Below are 20992 nucleotides of genomic sequence, written 5' to 3' on the forward strand. Positions count from 1 at the left end.
GGCCCCGCTGGTCACTGAGGTGGACACCGCCGCACTGTGACCTGGGCGCAACGCCTACCGTCGTGCCCGTGACCGAGATCCTGCTGCCCACGCCACCACCGGCCGACGCGCCACCAGCCCGGCGCGGCGGCGTCGTCGCGGTGGGGCTGGTGCTCGGCGGGGCGCTGTCGGTGCAGTTCGGCGCCGCCGTGGCCGCGTTGCTCTTCCCGCGTACCGGGGTGGCCGGCGCGGTGACCCTGCGGCTGACCATCTCCGCGGTGCTGCTGCTCGCCGTGTGCCGGCCCCGACTGCGCGGACACGACCGCTCGGCCTGGCTCGCGGCCGGCGCGTTCGGGCTCGCGCTGGCCGGCATGAACTCGCTGTTCTACCAGGCTATCGAACGCATCCCGCTGGGCCCGGCGGTGACGCTCGAGGTGCTCGGTCCCCTCGCCCTGTCGGTGTTCTCGGCCCGACGGCTGGCCAGCTGGGGCTGGGCGGGGCTGGCACTGGCCGGGGTGGCGCTGCTCGGTCAGGGCGGCTTCGACCGGCTGAACCCGGTCGGGGTGGCCTTCGCGTTCGGCGCGGGCGGCATGTGGGCCGCGTACATCGTGCTGAGCGCCCGGGTCGGCGGCCGCTTTCCCGGCGCGGACGGGCTGGCCCTGGCGCTGACCGTCGCCGCGGTGGTCACCCTGCCGCTGGGCATCGTCGACGGCGGCGCGGTGCTGCTCGACCCGCCGGTGCTGGCGCTCGGCGCCGCCCTCGCGGTGCTCGCCTCCGGGCTGCCCTACACCCTGGAACTGCTGGCGCTACGGCGGATGCCCACCGCCACGTTCGCGGTGCTGATGAGCCTCGGCCCGGCCGTCGCCACGCTCGCCGGGTGGCTGGTGCTGCGGCAGGCGCTGACAGTGCTGGAGTGCGTCGCCATCGCGCTGGTCATCGCGGCGAGCATCGGCGCGGTCCGGGTCAACGCAGCAGCCGCAGGGCGGCCGGAACCGCGCTGATCGTCACCGGCAGGGCCAGTGACCGTTCCCCGTCGGCGTACGAGGTGATGCCCTCGGCGGCCACCTCCACGGTGCGGGCCCGGAAACTGCACACCAGCGGGTGGCTGACGTGGGTGCCCTGGTAGATGCGCGGCTTCACCCGGACCAGGGTCCGCCGGTTGACCCGACCCGCCACCACCACGTCGAGCAGCCCGTCGGTCGGGTCCGCGTCCGGGCAGATCCGCATGCCACCGCCGTACGTCGGGCAGTTGCCCACCGCCACGAGCACCGCGTCCAGGTCGTGCGGCACCCCGTCGAGGCGCAGCGTGTAGCGGCGGGGGCGCAGCCGGGCCAGCTCGACCAGGATCGCCAGGTCGTACCGGCGTGGGCCGCGTGGCCAGCGCATCCGGTTGGCCCGCTCGTTGACGATCGCGTCGAACCCGGCCGCGAGGACCGCCCCGTACCACCGCTCGACGCCGTCGACGCCGACCATCCGGGCCAGGTCGACGGGTCGACTGCGGCCGTCGCGCAGCGCCTCGCCGATCATCACCGCCGCCGCGAGGGGGTCCGCCGGGAAGCCGGTGTCCAGCGCGAAGTCGTTGCCGGTGCCGGCCGGGATCGGGCCGAACGGCACCTCGGTGCCGGCGACCGCCTGCAACGCCCGGTGCACGGTGCCGTCCCCACCGACCGCCACCAACGCGCCGGCGCCGTCGGCCACGGCGGCCCGGCACGCCGCCTCCGCCTCGGCGGGGCTCGACGCCGGCAGCAGCCGGATCGGCCGCCCGGCGACGGCCAACCCGTCCAACAGCCGGGGCAGCAGGGCCCGGTAGCGTCCCCGGCCCGCGGTCGGGTTCGTGAGGACGGCCACCGGGCCACCGGGGAGCGGGGCGCGGTCGACCGGTCCACCGGCGAGCGGGGCGCCGCCGGTCGTCGGTCCACCGGCGACCAGGGCTCCGTCGGTCGGTCCGCCGGCGGCGGGTAGGTGATCGTCTGCGGTCACGGGCAGCACCGTACCGGTCGGACACCCGCCGTTTCCCCGGGGCGGCCGCCGTCACCTTCAGTCCCGCCGCCGACGCGGGAGGTGACGCGGCGACGCCGCCCCCGGGAACCCGGGGACGGCGTCGGTGGACCGGTCGGCGCGGGGCCGTCAGGTCATGTCGTCGTAGCGGCGCTCGATCGGCGCGGGAGGGGCGACCGGTTCGGGCACGCCGATCGGCGCGGTCGAATCGACCCGCTGCCCGGCCACGACCGGGTCCGCGTCGAACTCCAACGGCGACACCTCGTCGTCGTCGATGCCGGCGTAGATCTCCTTGCCCCGCCCACGCCGCTTGTCGTTGAGGAACGCGACGCCGACGGCGCCGAAGTAGAGCGCGGAGAGGCAGAGCGCCAACGCGGTCATCCCGAACGGGTCCGGGGTGGGGGTGACCACGGCGGAGAACGCGAAGAACACGAAGATCGCCACCCGCCACCAGCTGAGCAGCCGCTTCGCGCTGGCGATGCCCACGAAGTTGAGCATCAGCACGATCAACGGAAACTCGAACGCCACCCCGAACAACAGGATCAGGTTGGTGACGAAGGAGATGTACTTGGTGATCTCCAGGGTGGTGCTGATCTCGCTGTCGGAGATGCTGAGCAGGAACTCCAGGCCCTTGGCCGTGACGAAGTACGCCAGCACCGCACCGGCCGCGAACAGCGGCGCGGCGAGGGCGGTGAAGAAGTACGCGTAGCGTCGCTCGTGCCGGTGCAGGCCGGGCGCGATGAACGCCCAGAGCTGGTAGAGCCAGACCGGTGCGGCCACGATCAACCCGACCCAGAGCGCGACCTTCAGGTTGAGCAGGAACAGGTCGGCGGGGCCGAGCTGCACGAACTCGCACTTGCCGTCGACGAATCTGGCCTGCGGGAGGTCACAGTAGGGCTGCTGGAGCAGGTGCAGCACCGGCTTGGCCAACCACACACCGAGACCGAACCCGATGAGGATCGCCACGGACGCGCGGAAGAGACGGTTACGCAGCTCGCGGACGTGCTCGATGAGCGTCATCGAGCCGTCGGCGGCCCGCTCGAAGCTGCTCGGGCCGCGCTTACGCAGGGCGAAGGCCACGGGAGTGGGGCCCTTCGGTCAGTTGTCGCGGACGCGGTGCACCGGGTCGACGACCGGCTGCTGCGGCGGGGCCTGCTGGTACGGGGCCTGCTGCGGCTGACCGGCGTACGGCGCCTGCTGCCCGGTGTGCGGCGGCAGCGGCTGGTAGGCGGCCTGCGCGTCGGCCTTCTCGGCGAGGTCGCGGTCGTCGTCCTGCAGGCTCTTCGTCTCGGCCTTGATGATCCGCAGCGACCGACCCAGCGACCGGGCCGCGTCAGGGAGCCGCTTCGCACCGAAGAGCAGGATCAGCACAACCACGAGAACAGCGATGTGCCACGGCTTGAGGGCACCCATGAGAAGCTCCAGTCGCTCTGTGTCCGAGGGGTGGTACGCAGCCCATCGTACGTGCGGATCGGCTGCCCGCCACCCGTTGGGTAGTGGTGGTTTGGCCGGGAGGGTGAAGTCTTGACCAACCCACGATGATCCGTCAACCACCACCAGGTGCGGGCCCGATCAGCCGCGCTTGGCCTTGATCACCGCGAGCCGTCGGGAGGTGGTGTCGAGCCGACCTTGGACGTCCTCGGCGCGTTGTTGCAACGCCTCGGCGGTGTCCCGCAGCGCCTCGGCCTCGGCGGCACGCCGCTGCAACGCCACGGCCGCGCGGCGCAGCTGGGGCAACCGGGCCAGCACCGGGCGCACGGCCAGCGCGAGCACCACGAGGGGCAGCAGCACCACCGCGAGGACGATCCAGATCAGCACGGCGGTCAGCCTACTGGGTGCGGCCGGCCACCGCCGGGTCACCCGCCGGCGCGCGCCCCGCGTCGACCTCGGACGGTCGGGGCACCGCCGGGGGCGCGGGCACGGCGTAAGCGTCCAACGCGGCGGCGGCCGTCGCCCGCACCTGCTCGGCCAACTCGACCGGGGCGACCACCGTCACCTCCGGGCCGAGACCCAGCACGAACCGGCGGGCCCAGCCCAGGTCGGTGACCCGCAGGGAGACGAGCCACTGGTCGCCGTCGCCGGCCTCGACCCGCTCGCACGGGTAGTACTCGGTGATCCACCGCTCGCCCCGGCCGATCCGCAGGGTGATCAGCGGCAGGTCGGCCGTCGGGCGGAACACGCCCTCGGTGAGGTCGTGCGGCACGGCCTGCGGCGGCACCATGGCCGGCTCGTCCAACTCGGTGGTCGCGTCGATCCGGTCGGCGCGGAACAGCCGGACGGCCTCCGCACGCCGGCACCACGCCTCCACGTACGCCCGGCCGCCGACCATGAGCATCCGCAGCGGGTCGATGACGCGCTCGGTGGTCTCGTCCCGGGCGGCCGTGTAGTAGGTGATCCGCAGGGCCTTCCCGCCCTCGACGGCGGCGCGCAGCGCCTCGACCCGCGGGGTGTCTCCGGGCAACCGGACCGCCACCGGGGCGCCCACCAGGTCGCCTGCGGCCTCGATCTTGGCCAGAGCCCGTTCGACGGCCTCCCGGTTGGCCACCCCGGGCGTCTCGGCCAGCATCCGCAGCGCCACCACCAGAGCGAGGGCCTCGTCGGGCGTCAGCCGCAACGGCCGGTCGATGCCGGCGTCGTAGGTGATGGTCACCCGGTCACCGTCGAACGCCATGTCGATGAGGTCGCCGGGGCCGTACCCGGGCAGCCCGCACACCCAGAGCAGCTCCAGGTCCTCCCGGAGCTGGCGCTCGGTGACGCCCAGGTCACCGGCCGCCTCGGCGATCTCGATGCCGGGCCGGGCCAGCAGGTAGGGCACCAGGTTGAGCAGTCGGGCCAGCCGGTCGGCGGACGCGCGGGAACCGGTGCGGGCGGCCGGGCGGGTCACCGGGCACCTCCGCCCACGGCCAGCTCGTCGTGGCGCACGGCGATCTCCTTGAGTCGTTGGATGACCGCCTCGCGGACCTCCGGTGGGTCCAGCACCCGCACGTCCGGGCCGTAGCCGACGAGATGACCGGCCAACCCGTCCGGCTCCGCGTACGGCAGGACCAGCCGGTCGCCGTCCGGACCGGCGGTCACCTCCAGCGCCCAGCGGCGCAGCCCGGCGGCCCGTCCCGGCGCGGCCAGCACCGTGGCCCGGCCGGTGCGCTCCACCGGACCCGACCAGCGGGCCACGTGGCTGATCAGGTCGACGTTGGCGGGAGGCTCGTACGCGCCGGGGGCGCCGGTCACCCGGACCGCGCCGACGACCCGGGACAGCCGGAAGCAGCGGGTCGCCTCCCGGTCCTGGTCGTGGCCGACCACATACCACCGGCCGCGCCAGCAGACGACGCCCCAGGGTTGCAGCCGCCGCCGACTGGGCGCGTCGCGGTCGGGCACCCGGTAGTCGAACCCCACCTCGCGGCGGTCCCGCGCGGCGGCGGTCAGCGGCGCGAACGCCGGGTCGACGGTGACCATCGGCTCCAGGCCGAGGGTCGCCTGCGGGTCCACGTCCACCCCGGCGGCGCGCAGCTTGGCCAGCCCGGACGACGCGGCGGCGGCCAGCCCGGCGTGCTGCCACAGCCGTGCGGCGATGCCGACCGCGGCGGCCTCGTCCGGTTCGAGGAGGATGTCGGGCAGCGCGTACTCGCGGTGGGCGATCCGGTAGCCGGGCTCGGCGTCGAAGGCGCTCGCCGTGCCGGTCTCCAGTGGGACACCCAACTCGCGCAGCTCGGCCTTGTCCCGTTCGAACTTGCGCTGGAACGCCTCGTGGTCGCGCGCGTCGTCAGGATCGTGCTCGTAACCGGGCACGGTCGCGGCGATCTGCGCGGCGGTCAGGAACCGTCGCGTGGACAGCAGGCAGATCACCAGGTTGACCAGGCGTTCGGTGCGGGTCCGCGACACGCGGTAGACGCTAGCAGCCGACGCGCCCACACCGTGCACCCACGCGGGCGTGCCGCACACATGTTCGGATCGGGTCTCCCCCGGCGCGTCGCCGTCCGCGGTCATAGGGTGATCCTCATGTCGGCACCGGAGGCCAGGCCCGCGAGCGAGAGCGTCGGCACCGTCGTCGTCGCCGGCGCCGCCAACCTCGCCATCGCGGTGGCCAAACTGATCGCCGGGGTGATCTCCGGATCCGCCGCGATGCTCTCCGAGGCGGCGCACTCGGTGGCCGACACCACCACCGAGGTGCTGCTCTTCCAGGCGCTGCGCCGCGGCGCCCGCCCGGCCGACCAGCGACACCCCTTCGGGTACGGCAAGGAGAGCTACGTCTGGGCGTTCTTCGCGGCGATGTTCACGTTCGTCGCGGGCGCCGGTTTCGCCGTCACCCACGGCGTCACCACGATCCTGGTGCACAAGCACAGCGGCGACTACCTGATCTCGTACATCGTGCTCGGGGTGTCGTTCGTCATCGAGTCGATCTCCCTGGCCCGCGCGGTGCGCCAGGTCCGCCGCGAGTCGCGACGCTGGCGGACCACACCTCGGCGGTTTCTGCGGCTGACCGCCGACACCACCGTCAAGGCGGTCTTCCTGGAGGACAGCGCGGCCCTGATCGGTCTGGTGCTGGCCGGGCTCGGCGTCGGTCTGTCGCACGCCACCGGCGACGAGGTGTGGGACGGCGTGGCGTCGATCCTGATCGGCCTGCTGCTGCTGACCGTCGCCGGGATCCTCGCCAGCAACAACCTGTCGCTGCTGGTCGGCCGGGCCGTGCCGGAACGGCTGCGCCGCGAGATCGAGCAGGAGCTGGCCGGGCTGCCCGAGGTGGAGCGCATCGACACCTTGTTGACCATGCAGCTCGGCCCGGACGACATCCTGGTCGCCGCGAAGGTCGACTTCCGAGACGAGGCCACCGGCGCGCAGATCGAGACCGCCGCCGACGAGGCCGAACGACGGCTCACCGGCCGCTACCCGGAGATCCGGTTCGTCTTCCTCGACCCCACCCGCTCGCTGCCCGGGGCCACCGGCACCGCCCGGCACACCCAGGCCCGACCGAGCCCGGACGCCGGCGGCGCCGAGTCCACCTGAACCGCACCCGGGCGCGGGCCGCCGGGCCCGCGCGGCTAGCGTGCCCGTCATGGTGCGATGGCGTACGGGGACGGTGGCGACGCTGCGACGGCAGTGGACCGGGGCGGTGGAGCTGGACGTGGACCTGCCCGACGGCACACGGATGCGCGCGCTGGCCTACCCGGAGCTGGTCGGCACGCCCGAGCCGGGCGACCGGGTGCTGCTCAACGCCGGCGCGCTGCTGATGGGGTTGGGCACCGGCGGGTACGCCCTGGTGGTCGCCCTGCCGGACCGGCTGCCCCCGGACCCGCCGGAGGTCGCCGACACCCGCGACGCCGGGCACCTGGTGAAGGCCCGCTACACCCCGTTGCAGCCGATCCTGCTCGGTGTCGACGAGGAGGCGTCCCCGCACCGCGACGTGCTGGCCGACGCGGACGACCTGGGCGGCCTGCCGGTGGTCACCGCCGATCTGCACTCGGCGCTGCCGGCGATCCTGGCCGGCATCCGGGCCGACGCCCCGCGGGCGCGGGTGGCGTACCTGCTCACCGACGGTGGCGCGCTGCCCGCCTGGTTCTCCCGCACCCTCGCCGGGCTGCGGTCCGAGCTGGTCGGCACGATCACGGTCGGGCAGGCGTTCGGCGGCGACCTGGAGGCCACCACAGTGCACGGCGGTCTGCTCGCCGCCCGGCACGTGCTCCACGCGGACCTGGCGATCGTGGCTCAGGGGCCCGGCAACCTGGGCACCGGCACCCGCTGGGGTTTCTCCGGCGTCGCGGTCGGCGAGGCGGTCAACGCGGTCGCCACGCTGGGCGGGCGGCCGGTCGGGTCGTTGCGCATCTCCGACGCCGACCCCCGTCCCCGGCACCGGGGCGTGTCACACCACAGCCTCACCGCGTACGGCCGGGTGGCGCTCGCCCCGGCGGAGCTGGTGGTGCCCGAGGACCTGACCCCGTCGCTCGCGGCCGAGGTGCACGCGGCGCTGGCGCCCCTGGCGGCCCGGCACACGATCGTGCGGGTAGGCACCGACGGTCTCGACGCCGCGCTGCGGGCCAGCGTCGTGCCGCTGTCCACCATGGGCCGTGGCCTCGACGCCGACCACGCCTACTTCCTGTCCGCAGCCGCCGCCGGCCGCCACGCCACAAGCCTCCTCCCCTGATCGGCCCGGCCCGGCCCTGGTGATCATGAAGTGCCCGCCGCCTCGGCGTGTCGGGGCAACAACTTCATGATCAACGCGGGCGACGGCGCGGGGCCGGAGCGCTGGGGGGTTAGGCGAGGAAGATCAGGGCCAGCCAGCCGCCCACGATGAGGGCCAGGGCCAGGGCCAGCACCCAGGTCGGCACCGTGTAGTCACCGCGCCGGTTACGGTCGATCTCGGCGCGGATCTTCTCCCGCCGGCGTTCGACCCAGTTCTGCCGCTCGGTGCCGCGCTCGGGGCGCTCGGAACGGTCGGAAGGTCCAGAAGTCGTCATGGCGCGCTCAGCTTAACCGCTCGGCGCGCCGGGCCGACCGGCCCCGTCGGCGCAGCGCACCGCCGGGGCCGGTAACCCGTCACATGCTGGCGATCAGTCGCTCCACCCGCTCGTCGTACGCCCGGAACGGGTCCTTGCACAACACGGTGCGCTGCGCCTGGTCGTTGAGCTTCAGGTGCACCCAGTCGACGGTGAAGTCGCGGCGCTTCTCCTGGGCGTGCCGGATGAACTCGCCCCGCAGCCGGGCCCGGGTGGTCTGCGGCGGGGTCTCCTTGGCCTCGAAGATCTCCGGGTCGGTGGCCACCCGGTCGACGTCACCGCGGCGCTCCAGCAGCCCGTAGAGGCCCCGGCCGCGACGCACGTCGTGGTAGGCCAGGTCCATCTGCGCCACCCGGGGGTGCGACAACGGCAGATCGTGCTTGCGCTGGTAGCGCTCGATCAACCGCAGCTTGCTGACCCAGTCGATCTCCCGGGAGACCGGTTCCAGGTCACCGGTCTCCACCGCGTTGAGCACCCGCCCCCACAGCTCGACGACCCGCTTGGCGGCCTGGTCGCCGCCGCGCCGCTCGACGAACTCGGTGGCCTTGGCGAGGTATTCCTGCTGGATGTCGAGGGCGCTGACCTCCTTGCCGTTGGCCAGCCGCACCTTGCGCCGCCCGGTGATGTCGTGCGACACCTCCCGGATGGCCCGGATCGGGTTCTCCAGGGACAGGTCGCGCATCACCACCCCGGCCTCGATCATCCGCAGCACGATGTCGGCGGTGCCGACCTTGAGCAGCGTGGTGACCTCGTTCATGTTGGAGTCACCGACGATCACGTGCAGCCGCCGGTAGCGCTCGGCGTCGGCGTGCGGCTCGTCGCGGGTGTTGATGATCGGGCGGCTGCGGGTGGTCGCCGAGGAGACGCCCTCCCAGATGTGCTCGGCCCGCTGCGAGAGGCAGTAGACCGCGCCGCGTGGGGTCTGCAGGACCTTGCCGGCGCCGCAGATCAACTGCCGGGTCACCAGGAACGGGATGAGCACGTCGGCGAGCCGGCCGAACTCGCCGTGCCGGGAGACCAGGTAGTTCTCGTGGCACCCGTACGAGTTGCCGGCCGAGTCGGTGTTGTTCTTGAACAGGTAGATCTCACCCGCGATGCCCTCGTCGTGCAGCCGCTTCTCCGCGTCGACGAGCAGGCCCTCCAGGATCCGCTCGCCGGCCCGGTCGTGGGCGACCAGATCGGTCACCGAGTCGCACTCCGGTGTCGCGTACTCCGGATGCGACCCGACGTCCAGGTAGAGCCGGGCCCCATTGCGCAGGAAGACGTTGCTCGACCGACCCCAGGACACCACGCGCCGGAACAGATACCGCGCGACCTCGTCCGGGGACAGCCGCCGCTGCCCGCGATAGGTGCAGGTGACGCCGTACTCGGTCTCGAGGCCGAAGATTCGCCGCTCCATGGTGTGACATTAGCCGCCTGGGGGCCCGGTTCGTCACTGTCAGACCACAGGTCGTGCCCCGAGCGCTGTCACATACCGGTTGAGTGCGACATTCCGTCCGGGCCGAGGCTCGCCACGAACCGCCGGCAGCTGTCGTACTCCGGGAGCAGACCCCGCTCGCGCGCCTGGGCGAGGGTCGGCGCCGCGTCGTCACGCGCGGACAGCAACGGAACCTCCGCCGGCCACTCGATGCCCAGCTCCTCGTCCAGCGGGTGCACCGCGTGCTCGCCGGTCGGGTTGTAGGTGGCCGAGCAGAGATAGCTCAACGTCGCGTCGTCGGTCAACGCGCAGAACCCGTGCCCCAGCCCCTCGCTGAGGTAGACCGCCCGACGGTCGGTGTCGTCCAGCCGGACGCCCTCCCACCGGCCGAAGGTCGGCGAACCCACCCTCAGGTCCACGATCACGTCGAGGACCGCGCCCCGCACACAGGTCACGTACTTGGCCTGCCCGGGCGGGACATCGGCGAAGTGCACGCCGCGCACCACGCCACGCGCGGACACCGACAGGTTGGCCTGGGCCAGTCGCAGCGGATGCCCCACCGCCTCGGCGAGCTTGTCGAAGCGGTACCACTCCATGAACATGCCACGCGGGTCACCGTGCTGCTGGGGGGTGATCTCCCAGGCGCCCTCGATGCCCAACTCCCGGATCTTCACCAGGAACCCCCGTCGCGCTCGGCCTGCTCACTGAGCAGCCGGAGCAGGTAGTCGCCGTAGCCGCTCTTGGTCAGCGGCTCGGCCAGCGCGCGCAGCTGCGCGTCGTCGATCAGGCCGGCCCGCCAGGCGACCTCCTCGACACAACCGATCTTGAGGCCCTGCCGTTCCTCGACCACCCGGACGAACTCGGCGGCCTGCATCATCGAGGTGAACGTGCCGGTGTCCAGCCAGGCGGTGCCCCGATCCAGCACCGTCACCGACAGTTCGCCCCACTCCCGGTACGCCTCGTTGACCGCCGTGATCTCCAGCTCGCCGCGCGCGCTCGGGGTGAGCTTGCGCGCGATGTCGACCACCCGGTTGTCGTAGAAGTACAGGCCGGGCACCGCGAACCGGGACTTCGGCCGGGCCGGCTTCTCCTCGATCGAGAGCACCCGGCCATCGGCGTCGAAGTCGACCACGCCGTACTCCTGCGGGTTGGCCACCTGATAGGCGAACACCCGCCCGCCGACCAGGTCACCGTGGTCGGCGAGCTGCCGTCCCAGGCCCACACCGTGGAAGATGTTGTCGCCGAGGACCAGCGCCACCGACGCGTCGCCGATGAAGTCCGCGCCGAGGATGAACGCCTGCGCGATGCCCTCCGGGCGTTCCTGGCTGGCGTACTCCAGCCGCAGCCCGAACTGGCTACCGTCGCCGAGCAGGCGACGGAACTGGTCCTGGTCGTCCGGAGTCGTGATCACCAGGATCTCCCGGACCCCGGCCATCACCAGGGTGGAGAGCGGGTAGTAGATCATCGGCTTGTCGAAGACCGGCATCAGCTGCTTCGAGACCGCCCGGGTGATCGGCCAGAGCCGGGACCCGGTGCCGCCGGCAAGTAGGATTCCGCGCACCGGGGAAGCCTAGCCGCACCCGGACAGGTTGTGCGGGGGTCGCATACCGGGCTTAGCGCCACCCGTCGCGTATACTTCCGGACCCGTGAGGATCCTCGTCACCGGCGGAGCCGGATTCATCGGGTCGGAGTACGTCCGCCTGCTGCTGGGCAAGCCCCTCGGCGGCGCCGACGGCGTGCCGCCGCTCGAGCCGGCCGCCGTGACCGTCCTGGACAAGCTGACCTACTCGGGCAACCTCGCCAACCTCGCGCCCGTCCGCGACGACCCGCGACTGCGGTTCGTGCAGGGCGACATCTGCGACCCGGTCGTGGTCGACGAGGTCGTCGCCGGGCACGACGTGATCGTGCACTTCGCCGCCGAGTCACACGTCGACCGCTCGATCGCCGGCGCCGCGCCGTTCGTCACCACCAACGTGCTGGGCACCCAGACGCTGCTCGACGCGGCGCTGCGCCACGGCACCGGACGATTCGTGCACGTCTCCACCGACGAGGTCTACGGCTCGATCGACGAGGGCTCCTGGACCGAGACCTGGCCCCTGGCCCCCAACTCGCCGTACTCGGCGTCCAAGGCCGGCTCCGACCTGCTGGCGCTGTCGTACCACCGCACCCACGGCATGGACGTGGTCGTCACCCGCTGCTCCAACAACTACGGCCCGTACCAGTTCCCCGAGAAGGTCATCCCGCTGTTCGTCACCAACCTCCTCGACGGCGGCACCGTCCCCCTCTACGGCGACGGTGGCAACATCCGCGACTGGCTGCACGTGCACGACCACTGCCGCGGCATCGCCCTCGTGCAGCAGAAGGGCCGCGCCGGCGAGGTCTACAACATCGGCGGCGGCACCGAACTGACCAACAAGGAACTCACCGGTCTGCTCCTGGACGCCTGCGACGCCGGATGGGACCGGGTCGTCCCGGTCACCGACCGCAAGGGCCACGACCGCCGGTACTCGCTCGACATCACCAAGATCAGCGAAGAGCTCGGTTACCACCCCAGCATCACCCTGGACCAGGGCCTCGCTGACACCGTCCGCTGGTATCAGGACAACCGCACGTGGTGGGAACCCCTCAAGTCCGCCCCGGCCGCATGACCCGAATCCTCGTCACCGGCGCGGGCGGAATGCTTGGCCGGGACCTGGTCACCGTGCTGGGAGCACGACCCGACCTCAAGGTGACCGCCGCCACCCGCGCCGACCTGAACGTCACCGACCGCGCGGCGGTGGACGCCGCCGTCGCCGGGCACGACCTGGTGATCAACGCGGCGGCCTGGACCAACGTCGACGCCGCCGAAGCCGACGAGGCCGCGGCGACCGCCGTCAACGGAGGCGCCGTGGCCAACCTGGCCGCGGCCTGCGCCGCCGACGGAACCCGACTGATCCAGGTCTCCACCGACTACGTCCTCGCCGGCAACGCGGACACCCCCTACCCGGAGGACGCGCCCACCGCGCCGGTCAACGCGTACGGCCGCAGCAAACTCGTCGGCGAACAGGCCGTCGCGCGCCTCCTGCCCGACACCGGGTACGTGGTACGCACCGCCTGGCTGTACGGCGCCCACGGCCCGAACTTCGTGGCCACCATGCTCCAACTCGCCGCCCACCGCGAACACCTCGACGTGGTCGACGACCAACACGGCCAACCCACCTGGTCCTACGCGCTCGCCCAACGACTCGTCGCGCTCGCCGACGCGGCAGTGGCCGGCAACGCGCCGCCCGGCGTCTACCACGGCACCTGCACCGGGCAGACAACCTGGTACGGGTTGGCCCGCGCCACATTCACGCTGGCCGGGCTGGACCCGGACCGCATTCGACCCACCACCAGCGACCGGTATCCGCGTCCCGCCCCCCGGCCTGCGTACAGTGTGCTAGGGCACAGCCGCTGGGCAGCCGTGGGTCTGCCCCCGCTTCCGGACTGGCACAGCGCCCTGGTTGACGCGTTCCACTCCCCCGCTCCACCCGCCCCGTGGAAGGTCGCATGAAGCTCACCCTCGTCACCGGCCTGACCGGCCTGCTGCTCCTCGGCACCATCGTCGAGCTGCTGCGCCGCCGTCAGCTGCGCGAGAAGTACGGCATGCTCTGGCTCGCCGTACTGGTCGTCGTGATCCCGCTGTCCCTGTTCCCCCGGCTGCTCGACAACGTCGCCGAACTCCTCGGCGTCGCCTCCGGCGTCAGCCTGGTGCTCTTCCTCGGCATCGTCTTCCTGCTGCTCGTGTGCGTGCACCTGAGCTGGGAGGTCAGCGCACTCGAAGAAGAGACCCGCACCCTGGCCGAGGACTTCGCCCTGCTGCGCGCCGAGATCGACGCGGACCGGGCGGCCCGTGACGAACTGGTGTCGACCGATGGTTAACGGCAAACGCACACTGATCATCATCCCGGCGCTCAACGAGTCCGGTTCGATCGCCGACGTCGTCGGCGAGGTCCGCGGCGAACTGCCCGGCGTCGACGTGCTCGTCGTCGACGACGGCTCCACCGACCGCACCGCCGCCGTCGCCACCGCCGCCGGCGCCACAGTCGCGAAACTGCCGTACAACCTCGGCGTCGGCGGGGCCATGCGCCTGGGCTACCGCTACGCCCGCGACCACAACTACGACGTCGCCATCCAGATCGACGCCGACGGCCAGCACGACCCCCGGTACGTGCCGAAGCTCGTCGACCTGCTCGACGACAACGACCTCGTCATCGGCGCCCGCTTCGCCGGCGAGGGCGACTACACCGTCCGCGGCCCCCGCCGCTGGGCGATGGTGATGCTCTCCGCCGTGCTGTCCCGGGTCGCCCACACCAAGCTCACCGACACCACGTCCGGCTTCCGCGCCGCCAACCGGCGGGTCATCGACATGTTCGCCACCTGGTACCCGGCCGAATACCTCGGCGACACCGTGGAGACCCTGGTCCACACCGCCCGCCGCGGATACCGCATCCGGCAGGTGCCCGTCGCCATGCGCAAACGGATGGCCGGCACACCCAGCCACTCCCCCGCCCGGGCGATGATCTACCTCGGCCGCGCGTTCGCCGTCCTCACGCTGGCCCTCATTCGCCGGTGATCCGTCGCCTGCTGCGCCTGATCCCGCCCGGCACCATCGCTGTTGGTGCCGGGCTGGGCCTTCTCGGCCTCGCCTCCTACGTGCACCTCGCGGTCGCCGGCCACAGCCTCAGCACCGCCGACTACTCCGCCCTGTCGGTGCTCTGGTCGATCGTGTTCACCCTCGGCATCGGCGTGTTCATGCCGATCGAACAGGAAGTCGCCCGGATCGTCGCCGCCCGGCACAGCCAGGGGCTGCCCCCGGGACCGGTGCTGGCCCGCGGCGTCACCGTCGCCGCCGTGCTGCTCGCCGTGCTGGTGTCCGCCGTCACCATCGGCCGCCAGCCGCTCGCCGACAAGCTCTTCGCCGGCGACGGCAACCTGGTCACCGTGCTCATCGGCGCACTCGCCGCGATGGCCGTCGCCTACGCCACCCGCGGCGTCCTCTCCGGCCTGCAACTGTTCCCCTGGTACGGCACCCAACTCGGGATCGACGGCGGCCTGCGCATCATCATGGTCGCCCTGCTCGGGCTGGCCGGGGTCGCCTCCCCCGTCTGGTACGGGCTCGTACTCGTCGCCGCCCCGCTGGTCAGCGTCCTGGTCACCCTGCCACCGGTGCTGCGCGCCATCGGCGCCGGGCCCCCGGTCGCCTGGGCCACCCTGCTGCGCGGCCTCGGCCTGCTCACCGCCTCCAGCCTGCTCTCCCAGGTCGTGGTGAACATCGGCGTGATCAACGTGCAACTACTCGCGCCCTCCGACGCGGCAGCCGCCGGCGCGCTCCTGAGCGCCCTCGTGCTGGTCCGCATCCCCCTGTTCGTCTTCGGCTCCCTCCAGGCGTCACTACTGCCCGGCCTGGCCACCACCGCCACCACCGGCGACCAGGCCGGCTTCCACAGCCTGCTGCGCCGGGCACTCGGCATCGTCACCGCCCTCGGCCTCGCCGGCGCCCTCGGCGCCGTGCTGCTCGGCCCGTGGCTGGTCGGCGCCCTCTTCGACGCACCCGGCGTTCTCGGCCACGCCGACTTCGCCTGGTTGGCCGCCGCCACCCTCGCCTACCTGTGGGCGATGGTGCTCGGCCAGGCCCTGCTCGCCCTCGACCGGCACCGCGCCCAGGCGCTCGCCTGGACCGCCGGCGTCGCCGCCCTGATCGCCGTCACGCTGATCCCCGCCCCGGTCACCCTGCGAGTCGAGTTGGCGTACACCATCGGGTCCGTCATCGTGGCCGCCACCATGGCGACAGTGCTGCTGCGCGGCGGCGCCCACCGACCCACCACCCCCACCCGGCCGCTCGCCGAGGCCGCCGCCCCTGCCGCATCCGGAGGCATCCGATGACCCGCCCACAGGTGACCGCGGTCATGCTCGCCTACGGCGCCGAGCCGTACCTGGTCGACGCCGCCCACGCCGTCCTCGCCAGCACCGACGTCGACATCGAACTGGTCGTCGTCGACAACGGTTGCACCGGCGACGGCATCGACATCGTCAAGGGCTTCCCTCAGGTGCGCGTCGTCCGCCCCGAGCAGAACACCGGCTACTCCGGCGGCTGCCGGATCGGCGCCGCCGAGGCCACCGGAGACTGGCTCGCCTTCGTCAACTCCGACGCCATCGTCGCCCCCGACGCCCTCGCCAAGACGGTGGCGGTCGCCGCCGAACCCGGCGTCGGTGCCGCGATGGCCTCCATCCGGCTCGCCGACACCCCCGAACTGATCAACACCGCCGGCAACCCGCTGCACTTCACCGGCCTGTCCTGGGCCGGCGGCAACGGCGAACCGGCCACCGCCCACGCCGTCCGCACCAGAGTCCCGTCACTCAGCGGCTGCTGCTTCGTGATCAGCCGGCAGCGCTGGCAGGAGCTCGACGGCTTCGCCGAAGAGTACTTCGCCTACCACGAGGACACCGAGCTGAGCCTGCGGCTCTGGCAACGCGGCCTGCGCCTGGAGTACGTCCCCGACGCCGTCGTCCGCCACCACTACGAGTTCTCCCGCAACGACCTGAAGCTCTACCTGGTCGAACGCAACCGGCTGGTCACCCTGCTCACCGCCTACCAGACCCGCACCCTGGTGCTGCTCGCCCCGATGCTGCTGCTCACCGAAGCCGCCATGCTCGCCGCCGCGCTCGCCGGTGGCTGGACCCGGCAGAAGACCCGCGGCTGGGGCTGGCTGTGGCGCAACAGATCCTGGGTGGGTGCCCGCCGCCGTCAACTCCAGGCCGAACGGACCGTACCCGACGGGGTGATCGCCGAGCTGATGACCGCCCGGGTCGCCCCCTCGAACGTCGACTCACCCCCCGGCATGGGCGTCTTCAACGCGGTCGCCGCCGGCTACTGGGCCCTCGCCCGGCCGCTGCTCCCCCGCCGCTGACCCACCACACGACAGCGCCGGGGCCCGCTCACGCGGACCCCGGCGCTTCCTGCTCACACGATCAGCTGTCGGCCTGCCCCGGTCGATCCTCCAGGTCCGCGGAGCCCGCCGAACTGGTCGGCTTGCCCGCCTCCCCGGTCGGCACGCTCGGCGTCTCCGGCAGGTCACTCGCCGGCGGTGCCGCCTTCCCGTCCAGCAACGCGGTCAGCGCGGCCCCGGTGATCCGCCGGAACGTCCGGCCGACCCGCTGACGGTCCAGCACCGCCACCTCGAGCTGGTTCGCGGCGATCGTCCGAGCGGCGCCGCCCTCCCCACCGACGCTGCTGAGCGCCTGCACCGCGACCTTCACCGCCTCACCGAGCGACATGTCCGGCCGGTGGTTGGACTTCAGCACACCGGTGATGGCCTCAGCCTGACCACCCATCGCCATCCGCCCCGGCTCGTCATTGACCGAACCGTCGTAGGTGAGCCGGTACAACTCGTCATCGGCGGGGGTGGCCCCGACCTCCGCCACACAGATCTCCACCTCGAACGGCTTCGACTGCTCGGTGAAGATCGCACCAAGGGTCTGCGCGAACGCGTTGGCCAGGGCCCGACCGGTGACGTCCCGACGGTCGTAGCTGAGCCCGTTCAGGTCGGCCATCCGCACGCCGGCCCGCCGCAGGTTCTCGAACTCGTTGTACCGGCCGACCGCGGCGAAGCCGATCCGGTCGTAGATCTCACTGACCTTGTGCAGGGCGCTGGAGAGGTTCTCCGCGACGAAGAGCACCCCGCCGGAGTAGCTCAGGACCACGGCGCTGCGCCCGCGAGCGATGCCCTTGCGGGCCAACTCGGAGCGGTCACGCATGATCTGTTCGGGCGAGGCGTAGAACTGCATGGCCACGGCGGCGGTTCTCCTAACGGGGCTGTGCTGACGACTGCTGGCAGGTGGGGGTGGGCGGGCGGGCCTAGCCGCCCGGGTTTTCCATCCGGCCGGCGACCACGCCCTCGGCGATCGTCGCCGTCTCGGCGTCGGTGAGCCGGTAGGTGCCCTCGGCAGTCGCGGTCATCACCACGGGGTAGATCCGGCGGGTCAGGTCGGGCCCACCGGTCGCGGTGTCGTCATCGGCCGCGTCGTAGAGCGCCTCGACCGCCAGCCGCGTCGCGTCCTCGACGGACAACCCGGCCCGGAACCGCTTCTTCAACGCGGACTTGGCGAACAACGACCCGGACCCGATCGCGTCGTAGCCGGTCTCCTCGTACGGGCCACCGGTCACGTCGAAGCTGAAGATCCGACCGGCCCGCGCCGGGTCGGCGGCGGCCAGGTCGAACCCGGCGAAGAGCGGCACCACGGCCAGCCCCTGCATGGCCGCCCCCAGGTTGCCCCGGATCATCGAGGCCAACCGGTTGGCCTTGCCGTCCAACGAGAGCATCGCGCCCTCGATCTTCTCGTAGTGCTCCAGCTCCACCTGGAACAGTCGCATCAGCTCGATGCCGATGCCGGCGGTGCCCGCGATGCCGACCAGCGAGTACGCGTCGGCCGGGTGCACCTTCTCGATGTCACGCTGGGCGATCAGGTTGCCCATGGTGGCCCGTCGGTCGCCCGCCATCACCACACCCTCGGCGGCCGCGATGGCGACGATGGTGGTCGCGTGCGGCGCCAGGTCGGCGGCCATGCCCGGCGGCAGCGGTCGCCGACCGGGCAGCATCTCGGGGGCCACCCGACTCAGAAACGTCGTGAAGGAGGACGTCCCCGCGTTGGTGAACACATCTGGTAGACGCCCGGATGGATCAAAGCCCGCTGCCACGTGGTTCCTCTCAGGTACGTGATCGCCCTGGCCAGCCTCATGGGACTGTCACGGAACTGGCCAAGACCACCGTTGCAGTTGAAGCAGAGTATCCCGCGCACCCATCCGGTGCGATGATCGTGGTCCAGATGTTGCGGGTCGGCGCCGCCACAGATCGCGCAGACCCCGCCCTGCTCGGCCAGGAGCTCCTGAAACTCCTTCTCCCCCACGCCGTACCTCCGCCGCAGGTGGTACTCGCGTGTCCCGCCGTAGAGCCGCTGCGCCGTCTCTTTGCCGCGGGCGTTGTGGCAGGGCTTGCAGTAGCTGTACCGGCCATTGCGGGCCGATGCCCCGCTTGCGGCGGCTCGCCTCGGACCGAGCATTGGCGCACGCCTTGCAGTAGAAGGCCAGGCCGTCCACCCGGCGCCGATCACGGTGGAACTCGCTGTAGGCCAGCACTCTCTGGCACTGCGGGCATGTCTTGCCCGGCGGCTCGGTCAAATCGGACATTTACCCCTATTGACCCCCTTTCTGTACGTAACCCCTCACGAATTCTTCTGCGTTTTCTTCGAGGACGGAGTCGATCTCGTCGAGGAGGTCGTCGACGTCCTCGGTGATCTCGGCGTGCCGCTCGGCCACCTCGGGGTTGGCCTCGGTGGTGACGTCCTCGATTTCCTCGCCCTGACGGGACTTGCCGGACTGCGACTGGCCGCCGCTGTCATGAGTGGCCACTGCTGCCTCCTCCACGATCGTCTGCGATGAACTTACCTCGCGCGGGCGACGAAAAGCCCGCCGCGCGCCGGCTTACGGCACACGACGGGCATCCGGGCGCGTCGTCAGCCCCCGGTCAACGTCTCCAGCAGGTCCTTGGCACTGGCGCAGCGGTCGAACAGCGCACCGACGTGCGCGCGGGTGCCCCGCTCCGGCTCCATCATCGGCACCCGGACGAGCGACTCCCGGCCCACGTCGAAGATCACTGAGTCCCAGCTCGCGGCGACCACCTCGGAGGCGTACTGCGCGAGGCAGCGACCACGGAAGTAGGCCCGGGTGTCCTCCGGGGGCTCGGTCATCGCGGTACGGGTCTCGTCGTCGGTGAGCAGCGTCTTCATCGCCCCCCGGCTGACCAGGCGGTGGTAGAGGCCCTTCTCCGGCCGGACGTCGGAGTATTGCAGGTCGACGAGCTGGAGCTTGTGCGAGCCCCAACCGAGCTTCTCCCGCTCCCGGTAGCCCTCCAGCAGCCGCAGCTTGGCCACCCAGTCCAACTCGTCGGCGCAGAGCATCGGGTCCCGGCCCAGCCGGTCCAGGACGCTCTCCCAGCGGTCGAGCACGTCGACGGTCTGCTCGTCGGCGTCGGTGCCGTACCGGTCCTCGACAAAGGACCGGGCCCGCTCCAGGTAGGCCCACTGCAGGTCCAGCGCGGTGAGCCGGCGGCCGTCGCGCAGCCGCATGCGGTGCGTCAGTGAGGGGTCGTGGCTGACGGCGCGCAGCTCGCTGACCGGGTCGGCGATGCCGAGGTCGGCGCCGAGCGCCTTCTCCTCGATCATGGTGAGGATCAGGGCGGTGGTGCCGACCTTGAGGTAGGTGGAGATTTCGGAGAGGTTGGCGTCGCCGATGATGACGTGCAGCCGGCGGTACTTGTCGGCGTCGGCGTGCGGCTCGTCGCGGGTGTTGATGATCGGCCGCTTGAGGGTGGTTTCCAGGCCCACCTCGACCTCGAAGAAGTCGGCGCGTTGGGAGATCTGGAAGCCGCTCTGGCCGCCGTCCTGGCCGATGCCGACGCGGCCGGCGCCGCAGACGATCTGGCGGGTGACGAAGAACGGCGTCAGGTACGCCACGATGTCGGCGAACGGCGTCTGCCGGCGCATCAGGTAGTTCTCGTGGGCACCGTAGCTGGCGCCCTTGTTGTCGGTGTTGTTCTTGTAGAGGTGGATCGGTTGGGTGCCCGGGATGGTGGCGGCCCGGCGGGACGCCTCGGCCATCACCCGCTCGCCGGCCTTGTCCCAGCGCACGATGTCGCGGGGGGTGGTGACCTCCGGGGTGGAGTATTCGGGGTGGGCGTGGTCCACGTAGAGCCGGGCGCCGTTGGTGAGTATCACGTTGGCCAGGCCGAGGTCTTCGTCGGCGAGAGCCTCGGCGGGGTCGTACGCGGCGCCGGAGTAGGTGAAGCCGCGGGCGTCGCGCAGCGGTGACTCTTCCTCGTAGTCCCACCGGGCCCGACCGCCCCGGTTGAGTTCCGGGCGGGCCCCGTAGGCGTTGACCACCTGCGACGAGGTGACCATCGGGTTGGCCCCGGCCTGTCCGGGCACGGAGATGCCGTACTCGACCTCGGTGCCCATGATTCGCCGTACGCTCATGCCGCGCCCCGCTTCAGCTCGCTGACGTACCGGTCCACGCCCCCGCCGGCCGGTGCGTTAC

At 72.0% G+C, this 20992-nt stretch carries 24 protein-coding genes; 9 read left to right on the top strand and 15 right to left on the bottom strand.

What is annotated here, in order from left to right; all coding sequences use genetic code 11:
- Positions 1-68 precede the first annotated feature (68 nt).
- The gene (locus AB0C03_RS08195) at positions 69-980 is read left to right on the top strand and encodes an EamA family transporter (protein ID WP_400445903.1); all 912 of its coding nucleotides are present in this window, start codon (positions 69-71) and stop codon (positions 978-980) included.
- Here the strand turns inward: AB0C03_RS08195 and AB0C03_RS08200 are convergent.
- The 6 genes from AB0C03_RS08200 to AB0C03_RS08225 all read right to left on the bottom strand — a co-directional run bounded on the left by AB0C03_RS08200 (position 943) and on the right by AB0C03_RS08225 (position 5856).
- Entirely contained in the window at positions 943-1827 is an 885-nt protein-coding gene (locus tag AB0C03_RS08200; RefSeq protein ID WP_357635552.1) for a diacylglycerol kinase family protein, read from the bottom strand. The genes AB0C03_RS08195 and AB0C03_RS08200 overlap by 38 nt on opposite strands.
- A gap of 279 nt (positions 1828-2106) precedes the next feature.
- The gene (tatC, locus tag AB0C03_RS08205; protein ID WP_030332936.1) at positions 2107-3057 is read right to left on the bottom strand and encodes a twin-arginine translocase subunit TatC; all 951 of its coding nucleotides are present in this window, start codon (positions 3055-3057) and stop codon (positions 2107-2109) included.
- 18 nt (positions 3058-3075) lie between these two features.
- Positions 3076-3390 (bottom strand): Sec-independent protein translocase subunit TatA, encoded by a 315-nt coding sequence (gene tatA / locus AB0C03_RS08210; RefSeq protein ID WP_210860995.1) that lies wholly within the window; start codon positions 3388-3390, stop codon positions 3076-3078.
- 159 nt (positions 3391-3549) lie between these two features.
- Positions 3550-3795 carry a hypothetical protein gene (locus AB0C03_RS08215; RefSeq protein WP_357635449.1) on the bottom strand — a complete coding sequence of 82 codons (246 nt, stop codon included), beginning with the start codon at positions 3793-3795 and terminating at the stop codon, positions 3550-3552.
- A 10-nt stretch (positions 3796-3805) separates the two neighbouring features.
- Positions 3806-4861 (bottom strand): helix-turn-helix transcriptional regulator, encoded by a 1056-nt coding sequence (locus tag AB0C03_RS08220; protein ID WP_210865937.1) that lies wholly within the window; start codon positions 4859-4861, stop codon positions 3806-3808.
- A complete protein-coding gene (locus tag AB0C03_RS08225; RefSeq protein WP_030332932.1) occupies positions 4858-5856 on the bottom strand; it encodes a helix-turn-helix transcriptional regulator in 999 nt (332 codons plus the stop codon). Before AB0C03_RS08225 ends, AB0C03_RS08220 begins: the two co-directional genes overlap by 4 nt.
- A gap of 117 nt (positions 5857-5973) precedes the next feature.
- Between AB0C03_RS08225 and AB0C03_RS08230 the strand changes: the two genes are divergently transcribed.
- Positions 5974-6978, top strand: a complete 1005-nt coding sequence (locus tag AB0C03_RS08230; protein WP_030332931.1) for a cation diffusion facilitator family transporter — start codon at positions 5974-5976, stop codon at positions 6976-6978.
- Between the two features lie 49 nt (positions 6979-7027).
- Entirely contained in the window at positions 7028-8113 is a 1086-nt protein-coding gene (locus AB0C03_RS08235) for a DUF3866 family protein (RefSeq protein ID WP_357635454.1), read from the top strand.
- Positions 8114-8222: 109 nt separating this feature from the next.
- Here the strand turns inward: AB0C03_RS08235 and AB0C03_RS08240 are convergent, their stop codons facing one another.
- The 4 genes from AB0C03_RS08240 to rfbA all read right to left on the bottom strand — a co-directional run bounded on the left by AB0C03_RS08240 (position 8223) and on the right by rfbA (position 11443).
- Positions 8223-8426 (bottom strand): hypothetical protein, encoded by a 204-nt coding sequence (locus AB0C03_RS08240; protein WP_030332927.1) that lies wholly within the window; start codon positions 8424-8426, stop codon positions 8223-8225.
- 79 nt (positions 8427-8505) lie between these two features.
- Positions 8506-9864: a Pup--protein ligase gene (gene pafA / locus AB0C03_RS08245; RefSeq protein WP_030332925.1), complete on the bottom strand. Its 1359-nt coding sequence runs from the start codon at positions 9862-9864 to the stop codon at positions 8506-8508.
- A 68-nt stretch (positions 9865-9932) separates the two neighbouring features.
- Entirely contained in the window at positions 9933-10556 is a 624-nt protein-coding gene (rfbC, locus tag AB0C03_RS08250) for a dTDP-4-dehydrorhamnose 3,5-epimerase (protein ID WP_030332924.1), read from the bottom strand.
- Positions 10553-11443 (bottom strand): glucose-1-phosphate thymidylyltransferase RfbA, encoded by an 891-nt coding sequence (rfbA, locus tag AB0C03_RS08255; RefSeq protein ID WP_210857778.1) that lies wholly within the window; start codon positions 11441-11443, stop codon positions 10553-10555. The genes rfbC and rfbA overlap by 4 nt, the downstream gene beginning before the upstream one ends.
- 85 nt (positions 11444-11528) lie before the next feature.
- Here rfbA and rfbB point away from each other — a divergent pair, with 85 nt between their 5' ends.
- Genes rfbB through AB0C03_RS08285 form a run of 6 tightly spaced genes read left to right on the top strand, consistent with a single transcriptional unit; the run spans position 11529 to position 16811 of the window.
- On the top strand, positions 11529-12530 hold the full coding sequence (gene rfbB / locus AB0C03_RS08260) for a dTDP-glucose 4,6-dehydratase (RefSeq protein ID WP_030332920.1): 1002 nt from the start codon (positions 11529-11531) through the stop codon (positions 12528-12530).
- Positions 12527-13414 (top strand): dTDP-4-dehydrorhamnose reductase, encoded by an 888-nt coding sequence (gene rfbD / locus AB0C03_RS08265; protein WP_357635460.1) that lies wholly within the window; start codon positions 12527-12529, stop codon positions 13412-13414. Before rfbB ends, rfbD begins: the two co-directional genes overlap by 4 nt.
- The gene (locus AB0C03_RS08270) at positions 13411-13782 is read left to right on the top strand and encodes a DUF2304 domain-containing protein (protein ID WP_030332916.1); all 372 of its coding nucleotides are present in this window, start codon (positions 13411-13413) and stop codon (positions 13780-13782) included. The genes rfbD and AB0C03_RS08270 overlap by 4 nt, the downstream gene beginning before the upstream one ends.
- Positions 13775-14476: a glycosyltransferase family 2 protein gene (locus AB0C03_RS08275; protein WP_030332914.1), complete on the top strand. Its 702-nt coding sequence runs from the start codon at positions 13775-13777 to the stop codon at positions 14474-14476. The genes AB0C03_RS08270 and AB0C03_RS08275 overlap by 8 nt, the downstream gene beginning before the upstream one ends.
- Positions 14473-15786, top strand: a complete 1314-nt coding sequence (locus AB0C03_RS08280) for a polysaccharide biosynthesis protein (RefSeq protein WP_357635463.1) — start codon at positions 14473-14475, stop codon at positions 15784-15786. The genes AB0C03_RS08275 and AB0C03_RS08280 overlap by 4 nt, the downstream gene beginning before the upstream one ends.
- Complete coding sequence (locus AB0C03_RS08285; RefSeq protein ID WP_030332910.1) at positions 15783-16811, top strand: glycosyltransferase family 2 protein; 1029 nt, start codon at positions 15783-15785, stop codon at positions 16809-16811. Before AB0C03_RS08280 ends, AB0C03_RS08285 begins: the two co-directional genes overlap by 4 nt.
- Positions 16812-16872: 61 nt before the next feature.
- Here AB0C03_RS08285 and prcA read toward each other — a convergent pair whose 3' ends face one another.
- The 5 genes from prcA to dop form a co-directional block, all read right to left on the bottom strand.
- Complete coding sequence (gene prcA / locus AB0C03_RS08290) at positions 16873-17694, bottom strand: proteasome subunit alpha (RefSeq protein ID WP_030332908.1); 822 nt, start codon at positions 17692-17694, stop codon at positions 16873-16875.
- 64 nt (positions 17695-17758) lie between these two features.
- On the bottom strand, positions 17759-18598 hold the full coding sequence (prcB, locus tag AB0C03_RS08295; protein WP_030332906.1) for a proteasome subunit beta: 840 nt from the start codon (positions 18596-18598) through the stop codon (positions 17759-17761).
- Positions 18517-18960 (bottom strand): endonuclease VII domain-containing protein, encoded by a 444-nt coding sequence (locus AB0C03_RS08300; RefSeq protein WP_357635469.1) that lies wholly within the window; start codon positions 18958-18960, stop codon positions 18517-18519. Before AB0C03_RS08300 ends, prcB begins: the two co-directional genes overlap by 82 nt.
- 133 nt (positions 18961-19093) lie before the next feature.
- The gene (locus AB0C03_RS08305) at positions 19094-19309 is read right to left on the bottom strand and encodes a ubiquitin-like protein Pup (RefSeq protein ID WP_030332902.1); all 216 of its coding nucleotides are present in this window, start codon (positions 19307-19309) and stop codon (positions 19094-19096) included.
- A 104-nt stretch (positions 19310-19413) separates the two neighbouring features.
- Complete coding sequence (gene dop / locus AB0C03_RS08310) at positions 19414-20931, bottom strand: depupylase/deamidase Dop (RefSeq protein ID WP_036411579.1); 1518 nt, start codon at positions 20929-20931, stop codon at positions 19414-19416.
- Positions 20932-20992 lie beyond the last annotated feature (61 nt).

The organism is Micromonospora parva (assembly GCF_040649675.1).
Taxonomy (GTDB): domain Bacteria; phylum Actinomycetota; class Actinomycetes; order Mycobacteriales; family Micromonosporaceae; genus Micromonospora; species Micromonospora parva.